18 protein-coding genes and 1 tRNA gene are annotated in these 21,423 nt (G+C 72.2%); 15 read left to right on the top strand and 4 right to left on the bottom strand.

The features are described 5' to 3' along the window. The first annotated feature begins 103 nt into the window (after window positions 1–103). Both CITRIK5_RS07280 and CITRIK5_RS07275 read left to right on the top strand, forming a co-directional pair. Window positions 104–772, top strand: coding sequence for an FABP family protein (locus CITRIK5_RS07280; protein WP_036337900.1), 669 nt, complete (start codon window positions 104–106; stop codon window positions 770–772). Next, the gene (locus tag CITRIK5_RS07275) at window positions 769–1,965 is read left to right on the top strand and encodes a folate-binding protein YgfZ (RefSeq protein ID WP_041103565.1); all 1,197 of its coding nucleotides are present in this window, start codon (window positions 769–771) and stop codon (window positions 1,963–1,965) included. Before CITRIK5_RS07280 ends, CITRIK5_RS07275 begins: the two co-directional genes overlap by 4 nt. A 13-nt stretch (window positions 1,966–1,978) precedes the next feature. Here CITRIK5_RS07275 and CITRIK5_RS07270 read toward each other — a convergent pair whose 3' ends face one another. The 3 genes from CITRIK5_RS07270 to CITRIK5_RS07260 form a co-directional block, all read right to left on the bottom strand. Next, window positions 1,979–2,731 carry a hypothetical protein gene (locus tag CITRIK5_RS07270; protein WP_041103564.1) on the bottom strand — a complete coding sequence of 251 codons (753 nt, stop codon included), beginning with the start codon at window positions 2,729–2,731 and terminating at the stop codon, window positions 1,979–1,981. Then, window positions 2,728–3,759 carry a 6-phosphofructokinase gene (locus tag CITRIK5_RS07265; RefSeq protein ID WP_036317733.1) on the bottom strand — a complete coding sequence of 344 codons (1,032 nt, stop codon included), beginning with the start codon at window positions 3,757–3,759 and terminating at the stop codon, window positions 2,728–2,730. Before CITRIK5_RS07265 ends, CITRIK5_RS07270 begins: the two co-directional genes overlap by 4 nt. An 89-nt stretch (window positions 3,760–3,848) precedes the next feature. Continuing rightward, window positions 3,849–4,913, bottom strand: a complete 1,065-nt coding sequence (locus CITRIK5_RS07260; protein WP_041103563.1) for a PspC domain-containing protein — start codon at window positions 4,911–4,913, stop codon at window positions 3,849–3,851. Window positions 4,914–5,009: 96 nt separating this feature from the next. Here CITRIK5_RS07260 and CITRIK5_RS07255 point away from each other — a divergent pair, with 96 nt between their 5' ends. Together CITRIK5_RS07255 and CITRIK5_RS07250 are read left to right on the top strand one after the other, a co-directional pair. Beyond that, window positions 5,010–6,269, top strand: coding sequence for an ATP-binding protein (locus tag CITRIK5_RS07255; RefSeq protein WP_036317738.1), 1,260 nt, complete (start codon window positions 5,010–5,012; stop codon window positions 6,267–6,269). After that, window positions 6,266–6,964 (top strand): response regulator transcription factor, encoded by a 699-nt coding sequence (locus CITRIK5_RS07250; RefSeq protein ID WP_041103562.1) that lies wholly within the window; start codon window positions 6,266–6,268, stop codon window positions 6,962–6,964. The genes CITRIK5_RS07255 and CITRIK5_RS07250 overlap by 4 nt, the downstream gene beginning before the upstream one ends. A 47-nt stretch (window positions 6,965–7,011) precedes the next feature. Here the strand turns inward: CITRIK5_RS07250 and CITRIK5_RS07245 are convergent, their stop codons facing one another. Further along, on the bottom strand, window positions 7,012–8,220 hold the full coding sequence (locus CITRIK5_RS07245; protein ID WP_041103561.1) for a pyridoxal phosphate-dependent aminotransferase: 1,209 nt from the start codon (window positions 8,218–8,220) through the stop codon (window positions 7,012–7,014). A gap of 173 nt (window positions 8,221–8,393) precedes the next feature. On the opposite strand from CITRIK5_RS07245, the gene CITRIK5_RS07240 reads away from it, so the two are divergent. From CITRIK5_RS07240 to rpsG, 11 genes are all read left to right on the top strand, one after another. Then, window positions 8,394–8,466: transfer RNA gene (locus CITRIK5_RS07240), tRNA-Trp, on the top strand. Between the two features lie 80 nt (window positions 8,467–8,546). Beyond that, complete coding sequence (gene secE, locus CITRIK5_RS07235) at window positions 8,547–8,798, top strand: preprotein translocase subunit SecE (RefSeq protein ID WP_036317743.1); 252 nt, start codon at window positions 8,547–8,549, stop codon at window positions 8,796–8,798. Window positions 8,799–8,902: 104 nt separating this feature from the next. Then, a complete protein-coding gene (gene nusG / locus CITRIK5_RS07230) occupies window positions 8,903–9,787 on the top strand; it encodes a transcription termination/antitermination protein NusG (protein ID WP_036317744.1) in 885 nt (294 codons plus the stop codon). Between the two features lie 132 nt (window positions 9,788–9,919). Further along, window positions 9,920–10,351 carry a 50S ribosomal protein L11 gene (rplK, locus tag CITRIK5_RS07225; RefSeq protein ID WP_010080374.1) on the top strand — a complete coding sequence of 144 codons (432 nt, stop codon included), beginning with the start codon at window positions 9,920–9,922 and terminating at the stop codon, window positions 10,349–10,351. A gap of 77 nt (window positions 10,352–10,428) precedes the next feature. Beyond that, window positions 10,429–11,136, top strand: coding sequence for a 50S ribosomal protein L1 (gene rplA, locus CITRIK5_RS07220; protein ID WP_036317746.1), 708 nt, complete (start codon window positions 10,429–10,431; stop codon window positions 11,134–11,136). Between the two features lie 344 nt (window positions 11,137–11,480). After that, window positions 11,481–12,002, top strand: coding sequence for a 50S ribosomal protein L10 (gene rplJ / locus CITRIK5_RS07215; RefSeq protein ID WP_002854782.1), 522 nt, complete (start codon window positions 11,481–11,483; stop codon window positions 12,000–12,002). Window positions 12,003–12,071: 69 nt separating this feature from the next. After that, complete coding sequence (gene rplL, locus CITRIK5_RS07210) at window positions 12,072–12,461, top strand: 50S ribosomal protein L7/L12 (protein WP_036317747.1); 390 nt, start codon at window positions 12,072–12,074, stop codon at window positions 12,459–12,461. Window positions 12,462–12,746: 285 nt separating this feature from the next. After that, window positions 12,747–16,253 (top strand): DNA-directed RNA polymerase subunit beta, encoded by a 3,507-nt coding sequence (gene rpoB, locus CITRIK5_RS07205; RefSeq protein WP_036381530.1) that lies wholly within the window; start codon window positions 12,747–12,749, stop codon window positions 16,251–16,253. 83 nt (window positions 16,254–16,336) lie between these two features. Further along, window positions 16,337–20,233, top strand: a complete 3,897-nt coding sequence (locus CITRIK5_RS07200; protein WP_036317751.1) for a DNA-directed RNA polymerase subunit beta' — start codon at window positions 16,337–16,339, stop codon at window positions 20,231–20,233. A 310-nt stretch (window positions 20,234–20,543) separates the two neighbouring features. Beyond that, a complete protein-coding gene (rpsL, locus tag CITRIK5_RS07195; protein WP_002854787.1) occupies window positions 20,544–20,918 on the top strand; it encodes a 30S ribosomal protein S12 in 375 nt (124 codons plus the stop codon). Then, window positions 20,918–21,388 (top strand): 30S ribosomal protein S7, encoded by a 471-nt coding sequence (gene rpsG / locus CITRIK5_RS07190; protein ID WP_010080379.1) that lies wholly within the window; start codon window positions 20,918–20,920, stop codon window positions 21,386–21,388. The genes rpsL and rpsG overlap by 1 nt, the downstream gene beginning before the upstream one ends. Window positions 21,389–21,423: the final 35 nt, after the last annotated feature.

The following is a 21,423-nucleotide window of genomic DNA, read 5'->3' as shown; positions in this document are numbered from 1 at the left end:
CGGCCTGGGCATGGCCGCCGTCGCCGCGGTCGTCATCAGCGGCCTCTTCAAGGGCCAGCGCTGAGGACGCGCGGCCCGCTGTCGGGCCGCGCCGTGATCTGCCATGGCGACTGAACTCCCGTACGACCTCACCCCCGAGCTCGCGCCCCTGTCCTGGCTCATCGGCAGCTGGGAGGGCCAGGGCCGCCTCGGCGACGGCTCCGCCGGGACCGAGATCTTCTATCAGCGGGTGGACTTCACCGAGCACGGTCTGCCGTTCGTGGAGTACCGCGCCGAGTCGTGGCTGTGCGAGGCGGACGGCACGCTGCTGCGTCCGCTGACCGTGGAGTCCGGCTTCTGGCAGGTGGACCGGGCGCGGCGCGACGGCGACGTCGGCCCCGGCATGCGCCCGGCGGACATCGTCCCCGCGTTCCGCTCCGCCGAGGACGTCGAGCGGCTGCGCGCCGGTGACGAGGGCTTCGGCCTGACCGCCACCATCACGCATCCGGGCTCGCTGTCCGAGCTGTACTACGGCCGCATCAAGGGCCCGCAGCTGCAGCTGGCCACGGACGCGGTCCTGCGTGGCTCCGCCGCCGGCCCGTACCACCGGGCCACCCGCATGGCCGGTCTCGTGAACGGGCAGCTGTTCTGGCGCTGGGACGTCGCGGACGCCGCGGGCGCCGAGCTCGAGGCGCACGCCTCCGCCATCCTGGACCGCATGCCGAGCGCGGCCGAGGGTCGGCTCGCTCCGGGGGCCGAGCGTCCTCGCGGGGCTCGCGGGGAGCAGTCGTGACGACCTCCCGCAGCCCGCTGCTGGACCTGGCCGTGGCCGAGCCGCAGGGGCCGGCCGGCGGCGCCGTCGAGGGCCGCGGCCCGGACGCCGGCGTCGCCGCGCACTACGGTCGCCCCCTGCCAGAGCAGCGCGCCCTCGCCCGGGGCCGCGCCCTGGTCGACCTCTCCCACCGGGCCGTGCTCTCCGTGTCCGGCCCGGACCGGCTGAGCTGGCTGCACACGCTCGGCACGCAGCACGTCGAGACGCTGCCCCCCGGCACGAGCACCGAGATCCTCTTCCTCGACGTGCAGGGGCGGATCGAGCACGCCGCCCACCTGCTCGAGGACGGTACCGCGGCCTGGCTCGTCACGGACCGCGAGGACGGCCCGGGCCTGGCCGCGTGGCTCACCTCGATGCGCTTCTCCCACGACGTCACGCTGCGGGACCACACCGGGGCGGTCGCCGTCGTGGGCGCCACCGCGCCCGTGCCCGGCTGGGAGGACCGCACCGTGTGGCTGGACCCGTGGCCGCGCGTCGGGGCGGGCGGCTGGGCCTACACGGCCGATCCGGATCCGGCGACCCACCCGGGTGCGGACTGGTCCTGGCGCGAGTACCTCATCACCCGGGCCGACCTCGAGGCCACCGTCCGCGCGCTCGGCACGGGCGTGCTCGCGGGCTGGTCCCTGGCGGGCACGACGGCGGCCGAGGCGCTGCGCATCGAGGCCGGCCGCCCCCGCCGGGCCCTCGACGTGGACGACCGCGCGATCCCGCACGAGCTGGACCTGCTGCGCACCGCCGTGCACCTCGAGAAGGGCTGCTACCGCGGTCAGGAGACCGTGGCGCGCGTGCACAACCTGGGCCGCCCGCCCCGCCGCCTCACCCGCCTGCTCCTGGACGGCTCCGTCCACGCGCTCCCCGAGCACGGTGCCCCCGTGATCCTCCGGCCGGCCGAGGACACGCCCGAGGCCCGCGCCGCCGCCCGTCCGGTGGGGACGGTCACCGCCGCGGCCCAGCACCATGAGGCGGGCGCCGTCGCCCTGGCGCTGCTCAAGCGCACGGTGCCCGTGGACGCCGAGCTGCTGGTCCGCGAGGACGCTCCCGGCGAGGACGGTGCCGCCGAGGGCGGCTGGATCGCCGCGAGCCAGGAGCCGCTCGTGTCCCCGGACGCCGGGCAGGTCGTCGGCCGACCGCGCGGCGTGGGCCGCCTGCGCTGACCGACTCGCCGGCTCAGTCCAGCGCGAGGACGGTCCGCGTGCCCGCCGCCTCCAGCCCGACGGCGATCGCCACGTGGTGCGCGGCTGTGTGGCCCGCCAGCACCTCGGCGAACGGCAGCAGCCCCTCCAGCGCCGCCCGGTCCATCGCCACGGCCACCGCGTAGCGGCCGAGCCCACGACCGCGCAGCCGCGGTGGGGTGAGGGTGCCCAGCGAGGCCAGCACGCCGCCCGTCACGCGATGCCCCGCCGCCGCCACCGCGGCTTCGATCGCCCGTCCCGCGCCGTCGTCGGGAACGAGCGCGACCGAGGACTCCCAGGAGGGGACACCCGCCTCGGCCATGTCGTCTGCGGGGGCCTGCGCGACCACGGCGTGGACGTGGGCGGGGTCGTCGGACACGGCGACGGTGCGCGAGGGGTCGACCGGCGGCGGTTCCTCGGTCGCGTAGAGCGTGAACTCGCCACGCGAGCGCACCGCCTCCCCGGCGGCGGCCCGCACCGCCGTCCGCAGCAGGGCCGACTCCACGCCCAGCGCCTCGGCGGGCACGCCGCGGCAGGCACGCGTGAACCACGCCGGCCCCGCCACGACGGTGGCCCAGGGCAGGGCCAGCACCTCCGCCTCGGCCCCATCCGGCCGGACCACCTCGATGCGGCGCGGCTCGGCGCCCGCCGCCGGGGCGTCGCCGGGCAGCAGCGCGGTGTCGGGCAGGCCGAGCCGACGCGCCAGCCCGAGGGCCAGCACGCCGACGGCGGGGTGGTCGGGTCTCACCGGCCGAACAGGATCTTCGCCTCGTCGTAGCGCGAGACCGGCACCTTCTTGAGGCCCTTGAGGGCGGCGCTCATGGGGATGGAGATGATCTCCGTGCCGTTGGCCGCCACCATCTGTCCCCAGCGGCGCTGCGCGACGAGGTCGACGGCGCCCATGCCGAAGCGCGTGGAGAGCACGCGGTCCGTGGCGGTGGGGGCGCCGCCGCGCTGGATGTGGCCCAGGATGGTGCTGCGCGTCTCGATGCCCGTCATCTCCTCGATCTCGCGGGTCACCCACTCGCCGATGCCGCCCAGACGCGGCCGGCCGGACGCCTCGACGCCGGCCTCGGCCAGCGGGTCGTCGTGGCCCTCGGGGACGAAGCCCTCCGCCACCACGACCAGCGGGGAGCGACCGCGGTCGTGGACCTGCTGCACCCACTCGGCGACCTGGGACATCGGGGTGCGGACCTCGGGGATGAGGATCGCGTGGGCGCCGGCGGCCATGCCCGAGTGCAGGGCGATCCAGCCGACGTGGCGGCCCATGACCTCGGCGACCATGCAGCGGTGGTGGGACTCGCCCGTGGTGCGCAGCCGGTCCATGGCGTCCGTGGCGATCTGCACGGCCGTGTCGAAGCCGAACGTGTAGTCGGTGCCCTGCAGGTCGTTGTCGATCGTCTTGGGCACGCCCACGATCGGCAGCCCGTCCGCGGCCAGGCGGTTCGCGCCGGCCAGGGTGCCCTCGCCGCCGATGGCGATGACGGCGTCGATGTCCAGCTCGCGCAGGTTGCGGAGCATGTTCTCCGGGCCGCCGCCCTCCGCGTTGTAGGGGTGCGTGCGGGAGGTGCCGAGGATGGTGCCGCCGGTGCGGGCCAGGCCGCGCACGCGGGAGCGGGGCAGGTCCTCGACGTCCTTCTCGATCAGGCCGGACCACCCGTTGCGGATGCCCACCATCTCCATGTCGTACGACTTGATGCCGTGCAGGACGGCGGAGCGGATGACGGCGTTGAGGCCGGGGCAGTCGCCTCCGGAGGTGAGCATTCCGACGCGCATGGGGGTCCTCTCGGGCGTTCTCGTGGGGGTCGGCACCACCCTAGGCGTGCCCGCCGCGTCGCGTCAGGGGACGGGCGACGGGCGGCGGGTCAGCCGAGGGCCACGAGGACGGCGACCTGGAGGGCCGTCGCACCCACGAGGATGCCGCTCGCCGGGCCGAGGGTGCCGGGACGACGGCCGCTGAGCAGAGCGCCCAGCAGGACGGGGGCGATCACCGCGAGCGCGGCGACGAGCATGGGCACCGCCAGCAGCGTGGGGGTCGGACCGACGCCGAGCAGCAGGCTGATCCCGAGGGCGGCGAGCGCGGCGAGGACGGCCCCGGCGTAGGTGGCGGCCTGCGCGATCGGCCCGAGGCGCGGCTTCGCGGCCGTGGCTGCGGACCCCGAGCCGGTCGGGGCGGTGGCCGCCCGGGGGGCCTCCTCGGCCAGGCGCGTCGCGGCTCGCCGCTCGCGGGAGTGGACGTGGTCGCGCCAGGTGCCGGTCGCGGGGTCGATCCACTCGGGGCGGAAGCCGTGCGGGTCGGTGACCTCGGCCGCCCGCTCGCGCGGACCTCCGCCGACGTACCAGGCCGGGCGCGGCACGGCGTGGGCGGGCTGGTCGGCGTCGGGGACCCGGCCCGGGGCCACGCGGGCCTGCGCCCGGCCGTCCCAGCGGGTCACGAGCCACCAGACGAGCACGGCCAGCGCGCCCAGGCCCAGGAGGGAGCCGGGGCCGCCCACGGCCGGGGCGATGAGGGTGAACCCGGCGCCGAGCAGCAGGTTGAGGGCGCCGATCGCCCCGATCACGCCGATGGCCACGGTGGCGTCCTGCCACTCCCTGCGGCGCAGGCGGCCGAACTGCACGCGTCCGTCGGCGTCGGGGAGCACGGCCCAGGCGGCCGCGTAGGCCAGCAGGCCCAGGCCCGCGGAGACCATGCACACGGCGACGAACACGCCGCGGGCGAGCAGCGGGTCGATGCGGTAGCGCTCGGCCACCCCGCCGAGCACCCCGCCGACCCACGAGGCCGGCGAGCGGCGCACGCCCCAGCTCAGGACGGCGCGGCGCAGCCAGCCCGGCAGGGCGTCCAGTCCGTCGGGGCCGGTCTCGCCCGAGGCGGCTCCGTCGGGGGCGACGTGGGGGCCGGGGCCGGTGAACGGGTCGTGTGTGCTCGTCATGTCTCCATCCTCGTCCGCCTGCGGCCCCCGCCCATCCGGGAACTCCCGGAATCCTCCCCGGATGTGCCGCCCCGTCCGACACGGCAGGATGGGGGCATGCCCACCCCGTCCGCGCCCGCGCCGGCCCCGCGTCCGCCGTTGATGCGGCACGGGGCCGACCGTCCGGTGTCCGGCGTCGCCGCGGGGCTCGCCCGGCACCTCGGGATGCCCGCCGGCCGCGTCCGCGCGGCCCTGGCGCTGCTGAGCCTGCTGGGCGGCGCGGGCCTGGCCCTGTACGTGTGGCTCTGGCTGCTCATGCCGGAGGAGGGTCCGGACGGCGCCCCCGCCGCCGACGCCCCCACCCTGCGTGGTCGCGCCCCCGAGGTGCTCGAGCGGGTGCGCGAGGGCGGCTGGCCGGTGCTGCTGGCCGCCGTGGTGCTCGGCGTGGGCGTGCTGACCGTCGCGGACGGCCTCGGCCTCACCGTCGACTGGGCGCTCGTGGGCCCGGTGGCCGTCCTCGTGATCGGCCTCGGCCTGGCCTGGATGCAGCTCGACCTGGCGGGCGGGCCCCGGGCCGGGCGGAGCGGACGACTGGTCCGCCTCGTGCTCGGCACGGCCCTCGTGCTGCTGGCGGTGCTGGCCATCGTCCTGGGCGCCGTGAGCTCGGGCGAGCTGTGGCGGGCTCTGCTGGCCGCCGTCGCGATGCTCGCCGGCGCGGCGCTGGTGGCCATGCCCTACGCCCTGGCCTGGCTGCGCCGACGCGACGCGGAGCGGACCGCGTTCGCGGTGCAGGCCCAGCGCGCCGAGATCGCGGCGCACCTGCACGACTCGGTGCTGCAGTCCCTCGCCCTCATCCAGCGGCGCGCCCAGGACGCGGACGTGGTGGCCCGGGTGGCCCGCGCCCAGGAGCGTGAGCTGCGTCAGTTCCTCGCCCTGGACTCCCGCGGCGGCCCGCACTCCCTGGCGGAGGCGCTCGACCAGCACGCCGCCGCCGTCGAGGACGCCCACGGGGCCCGGGTGGAGGTCGTGGCCGTGGGGCGGGCCGCGGGGGCGTGGCTCGAGCCGCTCGCGGCCGCGGCGCGCGAGGCCATGCAGAACGCGGCCCGGCACGCCGGCGACGCGCAGGTCTTCGCGGAGGCCGGTGAGGACGACCGCGGCCGCACCGTCGCGGAGGTGTTCGTCCGGGACCGCGGCCCCGGCTTCGACCTGCCCACGGTCCCGGCCGACCGGCTCGGCGTGCGGGAGTCGATCCTCGGCCGCATGGAGCGTGCCGGCGGGACCGCCCGCATCCGGTCCGGCCCGGGCGGCACCGAGGTCCACCTGACGCTGGCCGAGCCCGAGGGTGCGCGAGCGCGCACCGGACAGGAGCACCCATGACCGACCCCGCCCCGCGCACGGCCGTCATCGTGGACGACCACGCGATCTTCCGCTCCGGCCTGCGCGCCGACCTGGACCCGGACCGACTGGCCATCGTCGGCGAGGCCGGGGACGTGGACGAGGCCGTCCGCACCGTGCTGGACCTGGCGCCGGATGTGGTGCTGCTGGACGTGCACCTGCCCGGCGGGGCCGGCGGCGGGGGAGCGGAGGTGGCCGAGCGCGTCCTCGCGCGCCGACCCGCGCAGCGGTTCCTGGCCCTGTCCGTCTCGGATGCGGCCGAGGACGTCGTCGCCGTGATCCGTGCGGGGGCCCGCGGCTACATCACCAAGACGGCCTCCGGCGCGGAGGTGGCGGACGCGGCGGTCCGCGTGGCCGACGGCGACGCGGTGTTCTCGCCCCGGCTGGCCGGGTTCGTCCTCGACGCCTTCCGCGGCACGGCGCCCGCGCCCCCGCTCGTCCCCGCCGCGGCGGCGAGCGGGGCTGCGGCCCCCGACGAGGACCTCGACCGGCTCTCGGCACGGGAGCGGGAGGTCATGCGGCTGATTGCCCGCGGCTACACCTACCGGGAGGCCGGGGCGGAGCTGTTCATCTCGGACCGCACGGTCGAGACCCACGTGTCCTCCGTGCTGCGCAAGCTCCAGCTCTCCAACCGCCACGAGCTGACCCGCTGGGCCGCGCGCCGCGGATACGCCTGAGCCCCGCGGCACGCGGCGTCGCGGGGCTCAGGGGCGGGGTGTGCGGCTCAGGCGCTGAGCAGGGCGCGGATGCGCTCGACGCCCTCGGCGAGGTCCGCATCGCCCAGCGCGTAGGACAGTCGCAGGTAGCCGGACGGGCCGAACGCCTCGCCGGGGACCACGGCGACCTCCGCCTCGTCGAGGATGAAGGCGGCCAGCTCGGCCGACGTCGTGGGGGTGACGCCGCCGCGGTAGGTCTTCCCGAGCGCCTCCCGCACGTCCACATACGCGTAGAACGCACCCTGCGGGGTGGGACAGTGGAAGCCCGGCACGGCGTCCATGGCCTCGACCATGGCCCGGCGCCGGCGGTCGAACGCCGTCTTCATCTCCGCCACGGCGTCCAACGGGCCGGCGATGGCGGCCAGCGCGGCCCGCTGCGACACGTTGGCCACGTTCGAGGTGGCGTGGGACTGCAGGTTCGTGGCGGCCTTGACCACGTCCAGCGGGCCGGCCATCCACCCGACGCGCCAGCCCGTCATGGCGTAGGTCTTGGCGACGCCGTTGAGGATCACGGACTGCTCCGCCAGCTCGGGCACGGCGCGGACGATCGAGGTGAACGGCATGCCGTCGTAGGTCAGGTGCTCGTAGATCTCGTCGGTGACCACCCACAGCCCCCGCTCCCGTGCCCACCGGCCGATCGCCGCCGTCTCCTCGGGGGAGTACACGGCGCCGGTGGGGTTGGAGGGGGAGACGAACAGGAGCACCTTGGTGCGGTCCGTGACGGCCTCGTCGAGCTGGTCCACGGTGACCTTGTAGCCCTGCTCGGGGCCGGCGAACACCTCGACCGGCACGCCGCCGGCCAGGCGGATCGCCTCCGGGTAGGTGGTCCAGTAGGGGGCGGGGACGAGCACCTCGTCCTGCGGGTCCAGCAGGGCGGCGAAGGCGTTGTACACGGCCTGCTTCCCGCCGTTGGTCACGAGCACCTGGGCGGCCTCGAGGGACACGCCGGAGTCGCGCAGCGTCTTGGCCGCGATCGCCTCGCGCAGCTCGGGCAGGCCGGCGGCGGGGGAGTAGCGGTGGTTCTTCGGGTCCCGGGCCGCGGCGACGGCGGCCTCCACGATGTAGTCCGGGGTGGGGAAGTCGGGCTCGCCGGCGCCGAAGCCGATCACCGGGCGCCCGGCGGCCTTGAGCTCCTTGGCGCGGGCGTCGACGGCGAGGGTGGCGGAGGGCGCGATGGCGGACAGACGGGCGGAGACGCGGCGGGCGGGCGCGGCCATGAGGACCTTCTTCGAGCTCGACGGGGAGGGCGGGGCGGAGCGGGGCTCCGTCCTGCCAGGGTACTGACTGCCCGGGGCCCGTTCGACTCCCGCCGCCCGATGGCGTATCCTGGATCTCCGGTACCGCGTTCGCGGTCGATCCCGCGAGGGTTCGGTCGGCTCCGTCGGTTCGAAGGGTAGTGGCGCAATTGGTAGCGCAGCGGTCTCCAAAACCGCAGGTTGCAGGTTCGAGTCCTGTCTGCCCTGCTCGATGCCGGGCCTCGTGCTCGGCATCGGACGTGTAGAAAGCGATTCGGCGATCCGACGAGTGAGGCCACGTGACTGAGATGGCGGCGAACGGCGGGGGGCCCGCCCCCACGCCGAGCAGGCAGCGTCGCGGGCTGTTCGCGCGGATCGCGCTGTTCCTGCGCCAGGTGGTGGACGAGCTCCGCAAGGTCGTCACCCCCACGAGCGAGGAGCTGCTGCGCACGACCGGAGTGGTGCTCGCCTTCGTGGCGTTCATGATCCTGCTGGTCATGGGGCTGGACTGGGTGTTCGGCACCGTGGCGGGTCTCCTGTTCGGCGCCGGCGGCCTCTGAGCCCGGCGCGGACGGTCCCGACGTCGCAGGACGCGTCCCCCGCACGCCCGTGAGGGCCCTCCCCGACGGCAGGGCCCGCCGTCCGTCAGCAGAAAGCAGGAACCGTGTCCGAGCAGGAACTGGATCGTCAGCCCGCCGAGGAGTCCGTCCCGATGTCGGAGGACGCCGTGGCCGAGGAGACCGCCGAGACCGCGCAGGACGCCGGCACGCCCGTCGAGGACGCCCTGGACGAGGTCGCCGGCAGCGGTGACGAGACCGCCGAGGCCACCGTGCAGGAGGCCGACCTGGCCGTCGCCGAGGGCGAGGACGCACCGACCCCCGTCGAGGAGCAGTCCGACGACGAGCCCGCCGTGGACCCCGCCGAGGAGCTGCGCACCCGCCTGCGCCGCCAGCCCGGCGACTGGTACGTCGTCCACACCTACGCCGGCTACGAGAAGCGCGTGAAGACGAACCTCGAGGCCCGCATCCTGACCCAGGACATGGAGGACTCGATCTACGAGATCGAGGTCCCCATGGAGGAGGTCGTGGAGATCAAGAACACCACGCGCAAGATCGTCTCGCGCGTGCGCATCCCGGGCTACGTGCTCGTCCGCATGGACCTCGACGACGCCTCGTGGGGCGTCGTACGGCACACCCCGGGCGTCACGGGCTTCGTGGGCAACGACGCCCACCACCCGCAGCCGCTCAGCCTGGACGAGGTGTACGACATGCTCGCCCCGTCCGTGATCCAGGAGGCCGCCCGCGCCGCCGAGAAGGCCGGCCTGGCCGTCCCCGCCGCGGCCGAGTCCGGCGCGCCCGCCGCCCCCGCGATCCACGTGGACTTCGAGGTCGGCGAGTCGGTCACCGTCAACGACGGCCCGTTCGAGACCCTCCCGGCCACGATCTCCGAGATCAAGCCGGAGGCCCAGCAGCTCGTGGTGCTCGTCTCGATCTTCGAGCGCGAGACCCCCGTGACGCTGTCCTTCAACCAGGTGACCAAGGCCATCTGAGGACACCCGACGCTTCCGCACCGGGCCGGCCGCCTGCCGGCCCGGACGCGGCACCGGCCGCCGCGCCACGGCGGCCACCGCCCCCGGTGCGCTCCTGCGCCGAGGGTCCCCCAGTGAGAGAAGGATCCACTCATGGCTCCCAAGAAGAAGGTCACCGGTCTGATCAAGCTTCAGATCCAGGCCGGCGCCGCCAACCCGGCCCCGCCCATCGGCCCCGCCCTGGGCCAGCACGGCGTGAACATCATGGAGTTCTGCAAGGCGTACAACGCCGCCACCGAGTCGCAGCGCGGCAACGTGGTCCCGGTCGAGATCACCGTGTACGAGGACCGCTCGTTCACCTTCGTGACCAAGACCCCGCCGGCCGCCGAGCTCATCAAGAAGGCCGCCGGCGTCGCCAAGGGCTCCGCCACCCCGCACACGGCCAAGGTCGGCACGCTGACCCAGGCCCAGTGCGAGGAGATCGCCCAGACCAAGATGGAGGACCTGAACGCCAACGACGTCCAGGCCGCCGCCAAGATCATCGCGGGCACCGCCCGCTCGATGGGCATCACCGTCGAGGGCTGACGCCCACCCCCACCCCCTTCCAGTGGCAGGGCCGAGCGCGGCCCGCAGACCACGACTGCACAAGGAGAAGAACGCAGATGGCACAGCGCAGCAAGGCATACAAGGCGGCCAAGGCCGCGATCGGCGAGGATCTGTACTCGCCGGTGGAGGCGATCCGCCTCGCCAAGGAGACCAACCCCTCCAAGACCGACGCCACCGTGGAGGTGGCCCTCCGCCTCTCGGTCGACCCCCGCAAGGCCGACCAGATGGTCCGCGGCTCCGTGAGCCTGCCCCACGGCACCGGCAAGACCGCCCGCGTCGTCGTGTTCGCCACCGGTGACCGCGCCGAGGCCGCCCGCGCCGCCGGCGCGGACGTCGTGGGCGACGACGACCTGATCGCCCGGATCTCCGAGGGCTGGGTGGACTTCGACGCCGCCGTGGCCTCCCCGGAGCTCATGGGCAAGGTCGGCCGTCTGGGCAAGGTGCTCGGCCCCCGCAACCTGATGCCGAACCCCAAGACCGGCACCGTGACCCCGGACGTGGCCAAGGCCGTGGCCGACATCAAGGGCGGCAAGATCGACTTCCGCGTCGACAAGCACTCCAACCTGCACTTCATCATCGGCAAGACCTCCTTCGAGGCCAAGGCCCTGGTGGAGAACTACGCCGCAGCCCTCGAGGAGGTCCTGCGTCTGAAGCCGTCCTCCTCCAAGGGCCGCTACATCTCCAAGGCCACCGTGGCCACCACCTTCGGCCCGGGCGTGCCCATGGACCCGAACGTGACCTCGGTGGACTCCTCCGAGCTCTGAGCCACGCGGCCCCGGTGATCGGGGCCCACGACGTCGGCCGGTCGTCCCCGCAGCGGGGACGACCGGCCGGCGTCGTCCCGGGTCGATTTTGCGGGCCCGCCCCGGACGTGTACGCTGGTGCCTACCGAAGACCGCCGGTCGTGGTGCCCTGCCTCCGGGCAGAGCCCACCGAAGGATCTCCCTGACGGAGACGGCCCGCGCAGGTGAACGTGAGCCACGCTCGCATCCGCACGTCGACCCTCCGGGTCCGGCCGCGTCGATGCTCCTGCTGCGCCCCGTGCATCTGCACGGGGCGCTTTCTCGTCTCGGGGTGGCGGTTCCCACGCATCATCGAGAGGAGTGCCATGGCGACGTCCGCGAAGGAGTCGGCGGTGGCTGAGCTCACGGACCTGTTCCGTGAGTCCAGCGCCGCTGTTCTGACGGAATACCGTGGCCTGACGGTGACGGAGCTCAAGCAGCTGCGCGACTCCATCCGTCAGGACGCGACCTACGCCGTGGCGAAGAACACGCTGGCCGAGATCGCGGCCAAGGACGCCGGTCTGGAGGGCCTCGAGGCTCACCTGTCCGGTCCCACCGCGATCGCGTTCGTGACCGGGGACCCGGTCAACGTCGCGAAGGCCCTGCGTGACTTTGCCAAGGATCACGAGAAGCTCGTGCTCAAGGGCGGCTACATGGATGGCCAGCCCCTGGACGAGGCCGGCATCAAGAAGCTCGCGGACCTCGAGTCCCGCGAGGTGCTGCTGGCCAAGTTCGCCGGCGCGATGAAGGGCAGCATGTCCAAGGCTGCCGCCCTGTTCCAGGCGCCGCTGTCCAAGACCGTCCGCACGGTCGAGGCGCTGCGCGCCGCGCAGGGCGAGGCTGCCTGAGCAGTCCGCCCCGGGCTGCACGGCCCACCACTTCACACGTAGTCAAGACGTACCCGTAAAGGAGCCATCATGGCCAAGCTGACCACCGAAGAGCTGCTCGCCGCGTTCGAGGAGCTGACCCTCATCGAGCTGTCCGAGTTCATCAAGGCGTTCGAGGAGAAGTTCGACGTCACCGCCGCCGCCCCCGTGGCCGTGGCCGCCGCCGGCGGTGCCGCCGGCGGTGCCGAGGCCGCCGCCGCCGAGGAGAAGGACGAGTTCGACGTCGTCCTCGAGGCCGCCGGCGACAAGAAGATCGGCGTCATCAAGGAGGTGCGCGCCCTCACCTCCCTCGGCCTGAAGGAGGCCAAGGACCTGGTGGACGGCGCTCCCAAGCCCATCCTCGAGGGCGTCAACAAGGAGACCGCCGAGAAGGCCAAGGAGCAGCTCGAGGGCGCCGGCGCCACCGTCACCCTCAAGTGATGATCGCGGCCTGAGCCGCATCACGCCTCCTCACGAGGCCCCCGGACCCGCGCTGCGGACCGGGGGCCTCGTGGCGTCCCGGGTCACGCACCCCCGGCTGGACAGGGGCGACGGGCGCGGATAGGATGGATCTTTGCATCTCCCCTGTTCCGTGCCGCCCGCAGGACCTCGCGTCCCGCCGTGGCCCGCACGGTTCCGCACGGCCTTCATATAGCGGTGGGCCGGCGCCGCCGTCTCGCGGCAGGGGAGCGAACGGAACCCAGAAGGCCTGTGGAAGGATCCTACGTGGTCGCCTCGAGCACCTCCAACGAAACCGCTACCGTCTCCCCGCGATCCGGCGCCTCCGCCGGACGCGTCTCCTTCGCCAAGATCTCCGAGCCGCTGGACGTGCCGGACCTGCTGGCGCTGCAGACCGAGTCGTTCGACCGCCTGATCGGCAATGAGCGGTGGGCCGCGCGCGTGGACGCCGCCCTGGCCGCCGACGACCACTCCGTGCCCGTCACCTCGGGACTGACGGACATCTTCGAGGAGATCTCCCCGATCGAGGACTTCCAGGGCACCATGTCCCTGTCCTTCGCCGAGCCCGAGTTCGCCGACGCGAAGATGACGGAGGAGGAGTGCAAGGATCGCGACGCGACCTTCTCCGCCCCGCTGTACGTCAAGGCCGAGTTCATGAACAACACGACCGGCGAGATCAAGCAGCAGACCGTCTTCATGGGCGACTTCCCGCTGATGACCCGCAACGGCACGTTCATCATCAACGGCACCGAGCGCGTCGTCGTCTCCCAGCTGGTCCGCTCCCCGGGCGCCTACTTCGAGCGCACCCCGGACAAGACCTCGGACAAGGAGATCTTCTCCGCGAAGATCATCCCCTCGCGCGGCGCCTGGTTCGAGCTCGAGGTGGACAAGCGTGACCAGGTCGGCGTCCGCCTCGACCGCAAGCGCAAGCAGCCCGTGACGGTGCTGCTCAAGGCCATGGGCTGGACCGAGTCCCGCATCCTGGAGGAGTTCGGCCACTACGACTCCATCCGCGCCACCCTCGAGAAGGACGGCACCGCGGACCAGGACGAGGCCCTGCTCGACATCTACCGCAAGCTGCGCCCGGGCGAGCCGGCCGCCGTCGACGCCGCGCAGACGCTGCTGAACAACCTGTACTTCACCCCGAAGCGCTACGACCTCGCCAAGGTGGGCCGCTACAAGCTCAACCGCAAGCTCGGCGTGGACGTGCACCTCGGCGACCCCAACGCGTCTGTGCTCACCGAGGACGACATCGTCCAGATGGTGCACTTCATCGCCGCGCTGCACGCCGGCGAGACCGTCATCAAGGGCACGCGCGACGGCGAGCCGGTGGATGTGCGCGTGGAGATCGACGACATCGACCACTTCGGCAACCGTCGCATCCGTGCGGTGGGCGAGCTGATCGAGAACCAGATCCGCACCGGCCTGTCCCGCATGGAGCGCGTCGTGCGCGAGCGCATGACCACCCAGGACGTCGAGGCGATCACCCCGCAGACCCTGATCAACATCCGCCCCGTGGTGGCGGCGATCAAGGAGTTCTTCGGCACCTCGCAGCTGTCCCAGTTCATGGACCAGAACAACCCGCTGGCCGGCCTGACGCACAAGCGTCGCCTGTCCGCGCTCGGCCCGGGCGGCCTGTCCCGCGACCGTGCCGGCATGGAGGTCCGTGACGTCCACCCGTCGCACTACGGCCGCATGTGCCCCATCGAGACCCCGGAAGGCCCGAACATCGGCCTCATCGGGTCGCTGGCGACCTTCGGCCGGATCAACTCCTTCGGCTTCATCGAGACCCCGTACCGCCGCGTGGTCGACGGCCGGGTCACGGACACCGTGGACTACCTGACCGCCGACGACGAGCTGGCCTTCCAGATCGCCCAGGCGAACGCCCCGGTGGATGAGGACGGCCGGTTCGAGGAGGAGCTCGTGCTCTGCCGCCAGCGCGGCGGCGACGGCGAGCCCGTGCTCTCGACCGTGGACGAGATCGACTACATGGACGTGTCCCCGCGCCAGATGGTGTCGGCGGCCACCGCCCTGATCCCGTTCCTCGAGCACGACGACGCCAACCGCGCGCTCATGGGCGCGAACATGCAGCGTCAGGCCGTGCCGCTGCTCCGCTCCGAGGCCCCCTACGTGGGCACCGGCATGGAGAAGTACGTGGCCGTGGACGCGGGCGACTCCGTGACGGCCACCCAGGGCGGCGTCGTGACCGAGGTGGCCGCGGACCTGGTGACCGTCATGAACGACGACGGCACCACCACGCACTACCCGATCATGAAGTTCGCCCGCTCGAACCAGGGCAACGCCTACAACCAGCGGGTGCGCGTCTCCGAGGGCGAGCGGGTGGAGCCGCTGAGCATCATCGCCGACGGTCCCGCCACGGACAACGGCGAGCTCGCGCTCGGCAAGAACCTCCTCGTCGCGTTCATGCCCTGGGAGGGCCTGAACTACGAGGACGCGATCATCCTGTCCCAGCGCATGGTCTCGGAGGACGTCCTCACCTCGATCCACATCGAGGAGCACGAGGTCGACGCCCGCGACACCAAGCTGGGCGCCGAGGAGATCACGCGCGACATCCCCAACGTGTCCGAGGAGGTGCTCTCGCAGCTCGACGAGCGCGGCATCATCCACATCGGCGCCGAGGTGGAGGCCGGCGACATCCTGGTCGGCCGCGTGACCCCGAAGGGCGAGACCGAGCTGACCCCGGAGGAGCGCCTGCTGCGCGCGATCTTCGGCGAGAAGTCCCGCGAGGTCCGCGACACGTCCCTGAAGGTGCCGCACGGCGAGTCCGGCACCGTCATCGGCGTGCGCATCTTCGACCGCGACGAGGACGACGACCTGCCCCCGGGCGTGAACCAGCTGGTGCGCGTCTACGTGGCGCAGAAGCGCAAGATCACCGACGGCGACAAGATGGCCGGCCGCCACGGCAACAAGGGCGTCATCTCGAAGATCCTGCCGCTCGAGGACATGCCGTTCCTGGCGGACGGCACCCCGGTGGACATCGTGCTGAACCCGCTCGGCGTCCCCGGCCGCATGAACCTCGGCCAGGTCATGGAGCTGCACCTGGGCTGGGCCGCCTCGCGCGGCTGGGACATCCAGGGCGAGCCGGAGTGGATCAAGGACCTGCCGAACTTCCCGCGGCAGTCCGGTCCGGTCAACGTGGCCACCCCGGTGTTCGACGGCGCCGAGGCGTACGAGATCACGGGCCTGCTCGGCCACGTGAACGTGACCCGCGACGGCGACCGTCTCATGAGCGACAGCGGCAAGGCGCAGCTGTTCGACGGCCGCACCGGCGAGCCGTTCCCGGACCCGGTGTCCGTGGGCTACATGTACATGCTCAAGCTGCACCACCTGGTGGACGACAAGATCCACGCCCGTTCCACGGGCCCGTACTCGATGATCACGCAGCAGCCGCTGGGCGGTAAGGCCCAGTTCGGCGGCCAGCGCTTCGGCGAGATGGAGGTGTGGGCGCTCGAGGCGTACGGCGCGGCGTTCACCCTCCAGGAGCTGCTGACCATCAAGTCCGACGACATCCACGGCCGCGTGAAGGTCTACGAGGCCATCGTCAAGGGCGAGAACATCCCGGAGCCGGGTGTTCCCGAGTCCTTCAAGGTGCTCATCAAGGAGATGCAGTCCCTCTGCCTGAACGTGGAGGTCCTCTCCGCCGACGGCCAGGCCATCGAGATGCGCGACGCGGAGGACGAGGTCTACCGCGCCGCCGAGGAGCTGGGCATCGACCTCTCCCACGCCGAGCCCAGCTCGGTGGAGGAAGTCTGAGCCGGGCCCGATCCCGCATCCACAAGACGTCACCTGAGAACCACTGAACCAAGGGAGTTCACCGGAGCATGAGCGTGAACAGCATGTCCACTGACAACTCTTTCGGCCTGATGCGCATCGGCCTGGCCACGGCGGAGGACATCCGCCGCTGGTCCTACGGCGAGGTCAAGAAGCCGGAGACCATCAACTACCGCACCCTGAAGCCGGAGAAGGACGGACTCTTCTGCGAGAAGATCTTCGGCCCCACCCGTGACTGGGAGTGCGCGTGCGGCAAGTACAAGCGCGTGCGCTTCAAGGGCATCATCTGCGAGCGCTGCGGCGTCGAGGTGACCCGCTCGAAGGTGCGCCGCGACCGCATGGGCCACATCGAGCTGGCCGCGCCGGTCACCCACATCTGGTACTTCAAGGGCGTGCCCTCGCGCCTGGGCTACCTGCTGGACCTGGCGCCGAAGGACCTCGAGAAGGTCATCTACTTCGCGGCGTACATGATCACCTCGGTGGACGAGGAGGCCCGGCACCGCGACCTGGCCAACCTCCAGGCCGAGTACGACCAGGAGACCCGTGTCCTGGCCGACCAGCGTGACTCCGACATCGCCGCGGTGGCCGCCGACCTCGAGAAGGACCTGGCCAAGCTGGAGTCCGAGGGCGCCAAGGCCGCCGAGAAGAAGAAGGCCCGCGACGCCGCGGACAAGACCATGGCGCAGATCCGCAAGCGCGCGGACGCGGACCTGGACCGCAAGGAGCAGGTCTGGGACCGCTTCAAGAACCTCAAGGTCGCCGACCTCGAGGGCGACGAGGGTCTGTACCGCGCCATGCGGGACAAGTACGGCCAGTACTTCGAGGGCTCGATGGGCGCGGAGGCGATCCAGCGTCGCCTGCAGACCTTCGACCTCGAGGCCGAGTCCGAGATGCTGCGTGAGACCATCAAGACGGGCAAGGGCCAGCGCAAGACCCGCGCCCTGAAGCGCCTGAAGGTCGTCAACGCGTTCCTGACCACGGACAACTCGCCCGAGGGCATGGTCCTGGACGCCGTCCCGGTGATCCCGCCGGAGCTGCGTCCGATGGTGCAGCTGGACGGCGGCCGCTTCGCGACCTCCGACCTCAACGACCTGTACCGTCGCGTGATCAACCGCAACAACCGCCTGAAGCGGCTGCTCGACCTCGGCGCGCCCGAGATCATCGTCAACAACGAGAAGCGCATGCTGCAGGAGGCCGTGGACTCGCTGTTCGACAACGGCCGCCGCGGCCGGCCGGTGACCGGCCCGGGCAACCGCCCGCTCAAGTCACTCTCCGACATGCTCAAGGGCAAGCAGGGCCGGTTCCGTCAGAACCTGCTCGGCAAGCGCGTGGACTACTCGGGCCGCTCGGTCATCGTGGTGGGTCCCCAGCTCAAGCTGCACCAGTGCGGCCTGCCGAAGCAGATGGCGCTGGAGCTGTTCAAGCCGTTCGTGATGAAGCGTCTCGTGGACCTGAACCACGCGCAGAACATCAAGTCCGCCAAGCGCATGGTGGAGCGCTTCCGTCCGCAGGTCTGGGACGTGCTCGAGGAGGTCATCACCGAGCACCCGGTCCTGCTGAACCGCGCCCCCACCCTGCACCGTCTGGGCATCCAGGCCTTCGAGCCGCAGCTCGTGGAAGGCAAGGCCCTGCAGCTGCACCCGCTGGTCTGCTCCGCGTTCAACGCGGACTTCGACGGCGACCAGATGGCGGTCCACCTGCCCCTGTCGCCGGAGGCCCAGGCCGAGGCGCGCCTGCTCATGCTCTCGAGCCACAACATCCTGAAGCCCTCGGACGGCCGTGCGGTCGCCGTGCCGGCCCAGGACATGATCATCGGACTGAACCACCTCACCACGGTGCGTCCGGACGAGGTCGGCGCGGGCAACCTGTACGCGACCGTCGGCGAGGCCATCATGGCGTTCGACGGCGGCGACCTGCACCTGAACGCGCCCGCGCGGATCGGCGTCGAGGGCTTCGTGCCGTCGGCGGACGTGCCGGCCCCCGAGGGCTGGTCCGAGGGCGAGATCGCCCTCATCGAGACCACCCTGGGCAAGGTGCTGTTCAACGAGCTGCTGCCGGACGACTACCCGTGGCTGGACAAGCAGGCGACCAAGGGCACCCTCGGTCAGCTGGTCAACGACCTGGCCGAGCGCTACCCGATGGTCGTCACCGCGCAGACGCTGGACAACCTCAAGGACGCCGGCTTCCACTGGGGCACCTGGTCGGGTGTGACCGTGGCGATCTCGGACATCACCTCCGACTTCGACAAGGCCGCCATCATGGAGGGCTACGAGGAGCAGGCCCAGCGCGTGCAGCAGCAGTACGACAAGGGCCTGATCGCGGACGACGAGCGTCGCTCCGAGCTGATCGACATCTGGAACAAGGCCACCGACGAGGTCGCCGCGGCCATGAAGGACGGCCTGCCGGAGCTCAACACCATCAACCGCATGGTGTCCTCCGGTGCGCGAGGCAACTGGCTCCAGGTGCGCCAGATCGCGGGCATCCGCGGCCTCGTGGCCAACCCGAAGGGTGAGATCATCCCGCGTCCGATCAAGTCCTCGTACCGCGAGGGCCTGTCCGTGCTCGAGTACTTCTCCGCCACCCACGGCGCCCGCAAGGGCCTCGCGGACACCGCGCTGAAGACCGCGAACTCGGGCTACCTGACCCGTCGTCTCGTCGATGTGTCCCAGGACGTCATCGTCCGCGAGGACGACTGCGGCACCGAGCGCGGCCTGTCCGTCACGATCGCCGCCCCGAACGCCGACGGCGAGCTGGTGGCCCACGAGCAGGTCGAGAACTCGGCCTTCGCCCGCACGCTGGCCCAGGACGTCACGGGCGAGGACGGCACGGTGCTGGCCTCGGCCGGTGCGGACGTGGGCGACGTGCTGATCGGCGAGCTGGTGGCCGCCGGCGTCACGGAGATCAAGGTCCGCTCGGTCCTGACCTGCGAGTCCGCCGTGGGCACCTGCGCGAAGTGCTACGGCCGCTCCATGGCCACCGGCCAGCTGGTGGACATCGGCGAGGCCGTCGGCATCATCGCGGCCCAGTCGATCGGTGAGCCGGGCACCCAGCTCACCATGCGCACGTTCCACACCGGCGGTGTGGCCTCGGCCGACGACATCACGCAGGGTCTGCCCCGCATCCAGGAGCTCTTCGAGGCCCGCACCCCGAAGGGCGTGGCCCCGATCTCCGAGGTCGCCGGCCGCGTGACCATCGAGGACACCGAGGCGTCCGTGCGCCTGCTGCTCACGCCGGACGACGGCTCCGAGGAGATCGCCTACCCGGTGCTGCGCCGTGCGCGCATCCTCGTGGCCGACGGCGAGCACGTGCCGGTGGGCACGCAGCTCGTGGCCGGCGCCGTGGACCCGAAGCAGGTCCTGCGCGTGCTCGGCCCGCGGGCCGCGCAGCGGTTCCTCGTGGACGAGGTGCAGAACGTGTACCAGTCCCAGGGCGTGGGCATCCACGACAAGCACGTGGAGGTCATCGTCCGGCAGATGCTGCGTCGCATCACCGTCATCGAGTCCGGTGACACCGACCTGCTGCCGGGCGAGCTCACGGACCGGGCGCGCTTCGTGGCCGCCAACCGCGCCGCCGTCGCTGAGGGCCGCCAGCCGGCCTCCGGCCGCGACGAGCTGATGGGCATCACGAAGGCCTCGCTGGCCACGGACTCGTGGCTGTCGGCCGCGTCCTTCCAGGAGACGACCCGCGTCCTGACGCAGGCGGCCATGGAGGGCAAGTCCGACCCGCTGCTGGGCCTGAAGGAGAACGTGATCATCGGCAAGCTGATCCCGGCCGGCACGGGCCTGGACCGCTACACGAAGACCGTCGTGGAGCCGACGGAGGAGGCGAAGGCCAACCTGTTCGCCTCGCCGGCCGGCTTCGCGGACTTCGACTACCCGGGTCTGGACCAGTCGCTCGGCGAGAACGACTTCCACGCCGTCTCGTTGGACGACTACGACCGCGGGGGCGACTTCCGCGCCTGATCCCCGTCCCCCAGGGGGCCCGCCGTTCCGCCGCTCACGCGGGGGAGCGGCGGGCCCCTTGGCGTGCGGGGCCGGCTCGTCGACGGCGCCGGGGCGTGCTATGCTGTCAAGGATTGTTTTTCGTGTGGCAAATTGGACGCTGTCCGGGTCGCGGGGTCATTGCGCGGCAGATGCCACACTTTTGCACGCCTGCGGACGTCTGCTCGTTGCGAGCCCCCACAGGGAGAGGCAGAGCAGAGGAACGAGCAGCCGGCGCCCCGGGCGCCGGTCGATCACGTCAGCGATCACCGAAACACAGGAAGGCTGAAGAGTGCCTACGATTCAGCAGCTGGTCCGCAAGGGCCGCTCACCCAAGGTCGTCAATACGAAGGCCCCTGCCCTGCAGGGGAACCCCATGCGTCGTGGCGTGTGCACCCGTGTGTACACCACCACGCCCAAGAAGCCGAACTCGGCGCTGCGCAAGGTCGCCCGTGTGCGCCTGAACGGCGGCATCGAGGTCACGGCCTACATCCCCGGCGAGGGCCACAACCTGCAGGAGCATTCGATCGTGCTCGTCCGCGGCGGTCGTGTGAAGGACCTGCCCGGCGTGCGCTACAAGATCGTGCGCGGCGCCCTCGACACCCAGGGCGTGAAGAACCGCGGCCAGGCCCGCTCCCGCTACGGCGCCAAGAAGGAGAAGAAGTAATGCCTCGTAAGGGTCCTGCGCCGAAGCGCCCCCTCGTCGTCGATCCCGTCTACGGCTCCCCGCTGGTCACGCAGCTGATCAACAAGGTGCTCGTCGACGGCAAGAAGTCCACCGCCGAGCGCATCGTGTACGGCGCGCTCGAGGGCGCCCGTGCCAAGAACGGCGCCGATCCCGTGGCCACCCTCAAGAAGGCCATGGACAACATCAAGCCGGCCCTCGAGGTGCGCTCCCGCCGCGTCGGCGGCGCCACCTACCAGGTGCCCGTCGAGGTCAAGCCGGGCCGCTCCACGGCCCTGGCCCTGCGCTGGCTGGTCGGCTTCTCCAAGGCCCGCCGTGAGAAGACCATGACCGAGCGTCTGATGAACGAGATCCTGGACGCCTCGAACGGCCTGGGCGGCGCCGTGAAGCGTCGCGAGGACACCCACAAGATGGCCGAGGCCAACAAGGCCTTCGCCCACTACCGCTGGTGATCCGTGTGGCCCGGGGCGCGCGATCCGCGCCTCGG

The organism is Micrococcus sp. 116 (genome assembly GCF_902506395.1).
GTDB lineage: Bacteria > Actinomycetota > Actinomycetes > Actinomycetales > Micrococcaceae > Micrococcus > Micrococcus luteus.
The sequence above is the reverse complement of the archived record's forward strand: the minus strand, read 5'-3'. Positions and strand labels throughout refer to the sequence as shown.